Annotated in this window: 11 protein-coding genes, 1 tRNA gene and 1 pseudogene; 4 read left to right on the top strand and 9 right to left on the bottom strand. The window is 73.8% G+C overall.

The features are described 5' to 3' along the window. The first annotated feature begins 111 nt into the window (after window positions 1-111). Complete coding sequence (locus EF918_RS28660) at window positions 112-846, top strand: bifunctional pirin family protein/GNAT family N-acetyltransferase (RefSeq protein ID WP_125651836.1); 735 nt, start codon at window positions 112-114, stop codon at window positions 844-846. A 115-nt stretch (window positions 847-961) separates the two neighbouring features. Then, a complete protein-coding gene (locus EF918_RS28655; RefSeq protein WP_125651835.1) occupies window positions 962-1,168 on the top strand; it encodes a hypothetical protein in 207 nt (68 codons plus the stop codon). Between the two features lie 106 nt (window positions 1,169-1,274). Here the strand turns inward: EF918_RS28655 and EF918_RS28650 are convergent, their stop codons facing one another. The 4 genes from EF918_RS28650 to EF918_RS28635 all read right to left on the bottom strand — a co-directional run bounded on the left by EF918_RS28650 (window position 1,275) and on the right by EF918_RS28635 (window position 3,907). Then, window positions 1,275-2,747, bottom strand: a complete 1,473-nt coding sequence (locus EF918_RS28650; protein WP_125651834.1) for a sialidase family protein — start codon at window positions 2,745-2,747, stop codon at window positions 1,275-1,277. Between the two features lie 313 nt (window positions 2,748-3,060). Continuing rightward, window positions 3,061-3,261, bottom strand: coding sequence for a hypothetical protein (locus EF918_RS28645; RefSeq protein ID WP_260610769.1), 201 nt, complete (start codon window positions 3,259-3,261; stop codon window positions 3,061-3,063). Between the two features lie 150 nt (window positions 3,262-3,411). After that, window positions 3,412-3,687, bottom strand: coding sequence for a hypothetical protein (locus tag EF918_RS28640; RefSeq protein ID WP_125651832.1), 276 nt, complete (start codon window positions 3,685-3,687; stop codon window positions 3,412-3,414). 146 nt (window positions 3,688-3,833) lie between these two features. Beyond that, window positions 3,834-3,907, bottom strand: a tRNA-Pro gene (locus EF918_RS28635). Window positions 3,908-4,042: 135 nt separating this feature from the next. On the opposite strand from EF918_RS28635, the gene EF918_RS28630 reads away from it, so the two are divergent. Then, window positions 4,043-4,744 (top strand): transketolase, encoded by a 702-nt coding sequence (locus tag EF918_RS28630; RefSeq protein WP_125651831.1) that lies wholly within the window; start codon window positions 4,043-4,045, stop codon window positions 4,742-4,744. Between the two features lie 12 nt (window positions 4,745-4,756). After that, window positions 4,757-5,677 (top strand): transketolase family protein, encoded by a 921-nt coding sequence (locus tag EF918_RS28625; protein ID WP_125651830.1) that lies wholly within the window; start codon window positions 4,757-4,759, stop codon window positions 5,675-5,677. Between the two features lie 73 nt (window positions 5,678-5,750). Here the strand turns inward: EF918_RS28625 and EF918_RS28620 are convergent, their stop codons facing one another. From EF918_RS28620 to EF918_RS37320, 5 genes and pseudogenes are all read right to left on the bottom strand, one after another. After that, window positions 5,751-6,302, bottom strand: a complete 552-nt coding sequence (locus EF918_RS28620) for a GAF domain-containing protein (protein ID WP_125651829.1) — start codon at window positions 6,300-6,302, stop codon at window positions 5,751-5,753. Next, on the bottom strand, window positions 6,299-6,949 hold the full coding sequence (locus EF918_RS28615) for an ATP/GTP-binding protein (RefSeq protein ID WP_125651828.1): 651 nt from the start codon (window positions 6,947-6,949) through the stop codon (window positions 6,299-6,301). Before EF918_RS28615 ends, EF918_RS28620 begins: the two co-directional genes overlap by 4 nt. Then, the gene (locus EF918_RS28610) at window positions 6,927-7,343 is read right to left on the bottom strand and encodes a DUF742 domain-containing protein (RefSeq protein WP_125651827.1); all 417 of its coding nucleotides are present in this window, start codon (window positions 7,341-7,343) and stop codon (window positions 6,927-6,929) included. The genes EF918_RS28615 and EF918_RS28610 overlap by 23 nt, the downstream gene beginning before the upstream one ends. Then, window positions 7,340-7,771: a roadblock/LC7 domain-containing protein gene (locus EF918_RS28605; protein ID WP_125651837.1), complete on the bottom strand. Its 432-nt coding sequence runs from the start codon at window positions 7,769-7,771 to the stop codon at window positions 7,340-7,342. Before EF918_RS28605 ends, EF918_RS28610 begins: the two co-directional genes overlap by 4 nt. A 45-nt stretch (window positions 7,772-7,816) precedes the next feature. Then, window positions 7,817-8,231 (bottom strand): annotated as a pseudogene (locus EF918_RS37320) (ATP-binding protein); the annotation flags it as partial.

Below are 8,231 nucleotides of genomic sequence, written 5' to 3'. Positions count from 1 at the left end.
CCCCCTCCACCTCACCCCGACCCCCTTCGCTGTTGTCACGGGCCGTCGGCACGACCATGATCATGCATAGTTGTTGAAAACGAAACTATTTGGTGCGAGAGGGGCCCGGAGATGGATCACCCGGAGGTCGAGGTCCTCACCGCCCGGGACGTGCCGCTGGGCGGGCCGCGGGCGATGACCGTGCGGCGTACGTTGCCGCAGCGGGCCCGGACGCTCATCGGTGCCTGGTGCTTCGCCGACCACTACGGCCCCGACCGCGTCGCCGACTCCGGCGGGATGGACGTCGCCCCGCACCCGCACACCGGACTGCAGACCGTCAGCTGGCTGTTCAGCGGGGAGATCGAGCACCGCGACAGCCTGGGGACCCACGCCTTCGTGCGGCCCGGTGAGATCAACCTCATGACCGGGGGCCACGGCATCAGCCACACGGAGGTCTCCACCCCCGGCACCACCGTGCTCCACGGGGTCCAGCTCTGGGTGGCCCTCCCCGACGCACACCGCCACGCGCCCCGCGCGTTCCAGCACCACGCACCCGAGCCGCTGCGCGTCGACGGCGCGGAGCTGCGGGTCTTCCTGGGCACCCTCGCCGGCCTGACCGCCTACCGCGACCGCGGCGACCAGCGGGTCTTCTTCCACACCGAGATCGACGACGCCTACGCCGGCCGGGGACTCGCCGCGATCCTCGTCCAGCAGGCCCTCACCGACGTCCGCGCGTCCGGGATGCGGATCGTGCCCGTCTGCCCGTACGTGGCCTCGTTCCTCACCCGGCACCAGGAGTACGCGGACATCACCGACCCCGTCACCCCCGAGATCACCACCTGGCTCGACGAGCGACTCGGCCGCTGACCCCGCCGCAGACCGCGCTGTCACCCGAATGGCGGAACATGACGTGCCACCCACATGGGTGAAGATCAAACTGGCTAGTGCCCCGGTTTGAGGCAATCCGCGAAAGGGGAACCACATGCGCATCCGACGAACCCTCGCCGCCGCCGTCGCCACGGCAGCCCTGGCGGGACTCGGCCTCGCGGGCGCCGCCACCGCCACCGCCGCCGCACAGGGTGTCCCGACCACCGTCACGCCCTCCGAGTGTCAGCAGGGCGGCGGAACGGCCGATCTGACGGCCAACGTCTGCAAGGGCGGAACGTACGACGGGGAGCCGGTCGACTGAACCCCGCACGGCGCCCCGCTGCCCCACGCCGCGGGGCGCTCCCGCGGCGTGGGGCAGCGTCGACGGCTTCCGCGGCGGTCAGAAGGCTTCCCCGGCGTCGGTGGCGTCAGCGGGTGCGGAAACTGCCGGTGTACACGTCCGTACGGTTCTGTGGTGCGCCGGAGTGGGTCTCGGTGAGCACCGCCCGTACTCCCTTGCCGTCCGCCACCAGTCCCTGGTAGTCGCCGAGGAAGTAGCCGCCGGCGTAGGGCGCCTGCAGCCAGTCGAAGATCCGCGAGATCCGACGTTCGGTCCGCAGCTGCGGGTTCCCGTGCGGCAGCGTGGCCAGGTGGTGGGCGGTGGGCAGGGTGGTCGTGTTGCCGGGATCGAGGAAGCGCAGGTCGTAGTAGGTGAGCGCGACCGTGCCCCGCTCGGTGACCGCGATCGACGGCGAGAAGGCCGGAACGCCCTCGGGGCTGATCAGCTCCGGGGCACCCCAGGTGCGTCCACCGTCGGTGGACCGCACGAGCTGCACGGAGTCGAACTCCCCGCCGGAGAAGTCCGAGCCCTCGTAGGCCATGTACAGCGTGCCGGTCCCGGGGTCGACGGCCGGGCTCGGCAGCGTGGCCGCGGCGCGCAGCAGCTTCGTGGGGTCGTTCGGGTCGACCTCCGGTACGGAGGTGTCCCGCGCCACGGTGACCGGGGCGCTCCAGGTCTCTCCGGCGTCGGTGGAGGTGACCACCTCGTAGCGGGCTTCGACGACGCTGCTCAGGTCGTCGGAGTAGGTGATCCGGTCGAAGAAGTCGTACAGGGTGCCGGTGCGCCGGTCGACGACGATCAGATGGCCGATGGTCTGGGTGTTGGGCACGGCGCTGGTGGGGACGAACGGCCGGGCCTTGCTCCAGGTGCGGCCTCCGTCACGGGTGAGGGAGATGTAGCCGGGGCCGTCGAGGGAGCTGGGGCCGGGTGGGTCGTTGTCGAGGCGGTCCCAGACCTGGTAGGCGGTGCCCTTGCGGAGGGGGTCGGCGGTGAGTGAGGGCTTGTCGTTGAAGAACGGCTGCTCGTCGACGTGCGTGGTGGTGAGGTTCTGCCAGGTGCGGCCGCCGTCGCGGGACGTGGCGGTCAGGAGGGCGCTGCGCGTGCTCCTCGTGAAGTCGACGCCCTCCCCGCCGGCGTAGACCGTGCCGTCCGGCCCGGTGCTCACCCAGGGGTCGGAGGCCCGTTCGTAGTCCGCGCCGCCCGGGGCGCACAGGCTGAACGGCAGCGTGCTGCGGTGGAAGGTGTGGCCGTCCGTGGTCCAGGCGGCCGCCAGGCCACGGGCGCCGCCGTCGCTCCAGCGATCCTGCTGGAACACGGTGACCACGCGCTCGGGGTCGCGGGGATCGACGGACAGGTACGGCTCGACCTCGGTGCCCGGGTGGACGATGCTCTCGGGGGACCTCGCTCCGATGGTGCAGTTCGCGTACGGGTCGCCGTGGGACACCTTGACCAGAGGGGTACCGTCGGGGTTGCGGTCCGCCGCGGCGGGAGTCGCTCCGGTGACCGTGACGAGCAGGAGCGCCGCGGTGGTGACGGCGGCCAGGGGGACGAGGACGCGCATGCAGGATCTCCTCCGGGCCTCTCGGCCGAGGTACGGAACCGGCCGCCATCGGGCGGCCGGGGGCGCGGAGGAATACCGGAACGCGGGGGTGGGGCGGCTCCGCTTGGTCCTTTTCGGCGTGGCAGCCGATTCCCTTGATGGGCCGAACGACGGAGTCGTCGCCGGGGCCGCCGGGGCCGCCAGGGCCGACGGGGTCGCCACGGAGCACGGCGGAGCCGACCGGCGGGTGTCGTGCCGGTCGGCTCCTTGGTCGTGCTGCAACGGCGCCCTCGGGTGTCCGGCCCGAGGGGTTGCCCGGCCGTGCGCCGGCGGGTCAGGTGATCGGCGGCGTCGTCCCGTCAGGCAGGGCGCAGACGTAGCCGGCGTAGGCGCGTGTCACGATCTGTCCGCCGGCGGCGGCGCACTCGTCCCGGGAGATGGTCGGGGACGGGGCGGCCCCGGCGCTCACGGCGCCGACGGCGCTCATGCCGACGAGGGTCGCCGCGGCCAGGGCGAGGCCCAGGATTCTTCGCATGCACATGACCTCCTCCTCTCAGGCGCCTCCGTTCGGCCTTCGGAAAGGACAGGTCGCACGACGACGGCGCCCTCCTCCTCAGCATGGGCGCCCTGCACGGGGCCCGCGAGGCAAGGCCGGGCGCCGGCGGCCGCTCCGGTGCGCGGTCCGCTAGCGCGGTTCGTGGGCCGCCGCCCGGCAGGCACCGTTCGCAGCGCCGTCGGCCACTCCGGCCCCGGTCAGTCCGGCCACGCAATTCTGCAGGTCTCCGGAGACACCACGGCTGCAGGCCGCTGCGACGGAGGCGGAGTCGGTGGCACCGGCCATTTCGGCCATCCGCGTGCAGGCGGGGATGTCCGCCCGGGCCGCGGGAGCGGCGAGGACCGCACCACCGAGGGCGAGGGTCAGGCCGGTGAGGGCACCGGCGATACGGGTCGACGTGCGCATGGGAGGCACCTGCCTTCCGGATCGAAGGACCCCTTCAGGATCCCGCTGCTTCCCGGACCCTGCGAGGGCAGCCCACCGGCCCCCAAAACGATCTCGAGGCCGTACCGGATGATTCCGATACGGCCTCTGACCTGCGTGCAAGCAAGTCGGGACGACAGGATTTGAACCTGCGACCCCTTGACCCCCAGTCAAGTGCGCTACCAAGCTGCGCCACGTCCCGATGCCGTTGACCTGGGGTTTCCCCCGGGCGAACGCGCATGAGAACAATACCGCACTTCGGAGGGTGGTCGCGCGCACCTTTTGCGTACGGGTCGGGGGTTGACCTCAACTGCGGTTGAGGTCCGATGATCGTTGTATGACGCATTCAACGGCGGACACAGGGCTCCGTCACGAGGATCTGGGCGCGCTGATGGCCCGTATGACCGGCGCCGAGAAGCACGGGCCGGCGGCCACGTCGACGCTCGACGTGCTGTGGGTGCTGTACGACCGGGTGCTGCGGGTGACGCCCGCCACCGCGACCGACCCCGGGCGGGACCGGTTCCTGCTGTCCAAGGGGCACGGGCCGATGGCGTACTACGCCGTCCTCGCCGCCAAGGGCTTCGTCCCGGTGGAGTGGCTCAGCGGCTTCGGCGGCTACGACTCCCCGCTCGGTCACCACCCGGACCGGACGCTGGTCCCGGGCGTGGAGATCGGCAGCGGCTCGCTCGGGCACGGGTTGCCGCTCGCCGTCGGCAGTGCGCTGGGGCTGAAGGCCCAGGGGCTGGACGAGCCGGCGGTGTGGACGCTGATCGGGGACGCCGAGCTCGACGAGGGCAGCAACCACGAGGCGCTCGCCTACGCCGGCTCCGCGGGCCTGGAGCGGCTGCACACGGTGGTGATCGACAACGACTCCGCCACCCACGGCTGGCGCGGCGGGATCGCCTCCCGCTTCGAGGCGGCCGGCTGGTCGGCCACGACCGTGGACGGCCGGGACCACGCGGCGCTGTACGCCGCTTTCACCGCTGCGCACCCGGGCCGGCCGCACGCCGTCGTCGCCCGTGTCGAGAAGAAGGCTTGAGGGGGATCACCTGTGGACACCATGCGGGAACGGTTCATCACGGTCACGTCGCGGCTGCTGGACGAGGACCCCCGGCTGGCGCTCGTGCTCGCCGAGATCAGCATGGACGGGTTCCGGCCCGCCCAGCGGGCGCATCCGGACCGGGTGATCAACGTCGGCATCCGTGAGCAGCTGCTCGTCGGCGTGGGCGGCGGTATCGCACTGACCGGGCTGCGGCCGGTCATGCACACCTTCGCCAGCTTCCTGGTGGAGCGGCCGTTCGAGCAGGTCAAGCTCGACTTCGGGCACCAGGGCACGGGCGGTGTGCTGGTCAGCGCGAGCGCCTCCTACGACTGGCCGGCCGGCGGCTTCACGCACATGGCCCCGGGGGACGTGGCCCTGCTCGACACGCTCGACGGCTGGACCGTGCACGTGCCCGGCCACCCGGACGAGGCCGAGGCGCTGCTGCGGCACGCCTACGCCGACGGGGACACCAAGGTGTACGTCCGGCTGTCCCAGCTCTCCAACGCCGCCCCGCGGGCCGTGGACGGCGCCCGGTTCCGCACCGTGCGCCAGGGCTCCGCCGGGGTCGTGCTGGCCGTCGGGCCCACGCTGGACGACGTACTGGCCGCGACCGAGGGCCTGGACGTGACCGTGCTCTACGCGACCACCGTCCGCCCGTTCGACTCCGCCGCGCTGCGGTCCGCGGTCGGGACCGGTCCCGCGGACGTGGTCCTGGTCGAGCCGTACCTGGCGGGCACCTCGACGGCGGCGGCCAACGACGCCCTGGCCGACCTCCCCCATCGGGTGCTGGGCCTGGGCGTGGGACGCGCCGAACTGCGCCGGTACGGGACCGTCGAGGAGCACACCGCCGCCCACGGCCTGGACCCGCGGTCGCTGCGCGACCGGATCGGCCGGTTCCTCGCGCCGCGAACCACGACCGCCGGCGTCTGAACGGCGCGGGCCCCGTCCGGCCGGGCCGGCCCGGCTCGGCCACCCGCCCGACCCGGCCGGTCCGCTCGTCCCGTCAGCCGGCGCGGAGGCCGTCCTCCCGGGCGTGGAGGTCCGCGACCAGCTCGGCGGCCAGCGATTTGATCGTGCCGAGCCCCTCGGTGCCCCACCGGCGCGGGACGACGTCCACCCCGCAGACCGTCCCCAGCACCACGCCCTGACGGTCCACGAGCGGGGCGCCGAGGTAGGAGCGCACGCCGCTCTCGTCCACCACGGCGTTGCCGGCGAACCGGGCGAAGTCGCGGACGTCCTCCAGCACCAGCGCCCGCCGCCGGACCACCACGTGCGGGCAGTAGCCGTGGTCGCGGGCCAGCACCCGGGCCGGGTAGCCGCTGGGCGGGGCGCCCGGGGCGTGGTGCAGTCCGGCGAAGAACTGCCGTTCCTCGTCGATGAAGTTGACCCCCGCGTACGGCGCGCCGAGCGTGCGCGCGATGCGCCGGGCGAACGCGTCGAGGTCGGCGTCCACCCGTTCGCCCAGGCCCAGTTCGCGCAGCCGGAGCACCCGGGCGGGGGCCTCCCGGTCCACCGGCGTCAGCAGCAGGTGTCCGGTGGATTCGTAGTACGTCATGTCGGTCCCCCCGATCGCGGATCCTTGGTCCTGGCCGTGGTCAGCAGATGGTGGACGAGGGCGGCCAGGGCCCTCGTACCGGAACTCGCCAGGCGCGCGTCGCACCGTACGACGGGCACCCCGGGCCCGAGCCCGACCGCTTCGCGGACCTCGTCGGTGGTGTAGCGGTGGCCGCCGTCGAACTCGTTGACGGCGAGGACGAAGCCGATCCCGCGCCGTTCGAAGAAGTCCACGGCGGGGAAGCAGTCCGCCAGCCGGCGGGTGTCGGCGAGGACCACCGCGCCGAGGGCGCCCGCGCACAGCTCCTCCCACAGGAACCAGAAGCGCTGCTGGCCTGGCGTGCCGAAGAGGTAGAGGACCTGGCCGGTGTCCAGGGTGATCCGGCCGAAGTCGAGGGCCACCGTGGTGGCCGTCTTGGCCTCCACCCCGTCGAGCGGGTCGGCGGTCTCGCCGATGCCCGTGAGCAGTTCCTCCGTGCTCAGCGGCTCGATCTCGCTGACGGCGCCGACGAACGTGGTCTTGCCCGCCCCGAACCCGCCCGCGACCAGGATCTTCAGGGTCGCGGGCGGCGCCTGCGGGCCGGGCGGCTGCGGGTCGGGCCGCCGGGTGCCGGGCCCGGCCGCCTCACAGACGTCGGCGCAGTCCATCGAGCACCGCCTTCAGCAGCGACAGGTCGTCGGCCGGATCGTTCAGGAATCGGGGCGCCCGGGCCGTGACGGCCCCGTGGCGCATCAGGTCGGCCAGCAGCACCTTGGTGACGGCGGCCGGCAGCCGCAGCTGCGCGGCCACCTCGGCGACGGACGGGGCGGCGGCCGCCCCGCACAGCCGGAGCACCTGGCTGTGCTCCGGGCCGAGCGCGCTGCGCGGCCGTAGGCCGGTGGCGCTGACCAGCGACAACAGGTCGAGGGCGACGTCGGGGCGGGTCCGGCCGGAGGTGGCGGTGTACGGGCGCATGACGCGGCCGGCGGTGTCGTCGAGCCACGGGGTGTCCCGGGGGCCGGGCGGGACGCGGGTCGCCCTCGTGGCGGTCGTCGAACTCATCGCTCAGGGGCGGCGACCGGCCGGCGGGGCGGTGCCGCGAGGTAGGGGCGGACGCTCTTGACCAGCATCGCCATCTCGTAGCCGAGGACCCCGGCGTCGGCCTCGCGGTCGGCGAGGACGGCCAGGCAGGTGCCGGAGCCGGCCGCCGAGACGAAGACGAGGGCCGAGTCGAGCTCGACGACGACCTGCCGGACCTCGGCGCCGTCGGCGAACCGGGCTCCGGCGCTGCGGCCGAGCGAGTACAGGCCTGAGGCCAGGGCCGCCATGTGGTCGGCGCTGTCGGCGTCGAGGCCGTGGTGGCAGGTGACCAGGCCGTCGTTGGTCAGGAGCACCGCGCTACGGGTGTACGGCACGCGTTGCACCAGGCCGCTGAGCAGCCAGTCGAGGTCGGACAGCTGACTGGTGGTCGTCACCGCTTCGCCGGCCATGGGGAGGTGCTCCTTGTACGCGTCGTGGGGAGTGGTGGTCATCGCTTACGGGTTCTCCGACTGGGCGCGGCCGAAGCCGCGTTGGAAGGCCGCCATGAGGTGGGGGTCGTGCACGGGTGGCTCGGCGCCGGTGGCGTCCCCCGCCGCGCGGCGGGGCGGTGGGGCGTCGCGCAGTTGCGGGGCGAGGTGGGACTGGGCCCGCCGCCGCGGCAACGGCGGCCGCCCGGCGGCCAGGGCCAGGGCGTCGAGCTGCTCGACCCCGGCCCGGTCCCGGTCCCGGTCCCGGTCCTGGGCCCGGTCCTGGGCCTCGGCGGGCCCGGCCCGGCCCTCGGCGGTCGCGGCCGGTCCGGCCGGCCCGGTGTCGTCGTCGGCGTCCCGTGCACCGGGCACCGCCGCCCAGGGGGCCCCGGGCCCGGGGGCCACCAGGCCGACCCAGGCAGGGGCCCGGGGCCCCCTGGGC

This window comes from Streptomyces sp. WAC06614, from assembly GCF_003949795.1.
Classification (GTDB): Bacteria; Actinomycetota; Actinomycetes; order Streptomycetales; family Streptomycetaceae; genus Streptomyces.
The sequence above is the reverse complement of the archived record's forward strand: the minus strand, read 5'-3'. Positions and strand labels throughout refer to the sequence as shown.

Excerpts from the sequence above, each read along its gene's own strand:
- EF918_RS28660 (WP_125651836.1), top strand. The coding sequence starts at position 112 with ATGGATCACCCGGAGGTCGAGGTCCTCACCGCCCGGGACGTGCCGCTG.
- EF918_RS28650 (WP_125651834.1), bottom strand. The coding sequence starts at position 2,747 with ATGCGCGTCCTCGTCCCCCTGGCCGCCGTCACCACCGCGGCGCTCCTG.
- EF918_RS28610 (WP_125651827.1), bottom strand. The coding sequence starts at position 7,343 with ATGAGTTCGACGACCGCCACGAGGGCGACCCGCGTCCCGCCCGGCCCC.
- EF918_RS28640 (WP_125651832.1), bottom strand. The coding sequence starts at position 3,687 with ATGCGCACGTCGACCCGTATCGCCGGTGCCCTCACCGGCCTGACCCTC.
- EF918_RS28655 (WP_125651835.1), top strand. The coding sequence starts at position 962 with ATGCGCATCCGACGAACCCTCGCCGCCGCCGTCGCCACGGCAGCCCTG.
- EF918_RS28605 (WP_125651837.1), bottom strand. The coding sequence starts at position 7,771 with ATGGCCGGCGAAGCGGTGACGACCACCAGTCAGCTGTCCGACCTCGAC.
- EF918_RS28620 (WP_125651829.1), bottom strand. The coding sequence starts at position 6,302 with ATGACGTACTACGAATCCACCGGACACCTGCTGCTGACGCCGGTGGAC.
- EF918_RS28615 (WP_125651828.1), bottom strand. The coding sequence starts at position 6,949 with ATGGACTGCGCCGACGTCTGTGAGGCGGCCGGGCCCGGCACCCGGCGG.
- EF918_RS28630 (WP_125651831.1), top strand. The coding sequence starts at position 4,043 with ATGACGCATTCAACGGCGGACACAGGGCTCCGTCACGAGGATCTGGGC.
- EF918_RS28645 (WP_260610769.1), bottom strand. The coding sequence starts at position 3,261 with ATGCGAAGAATCCTGGGCCTCGCCCTGGCCGCGGCGACCCTCGTCGGC.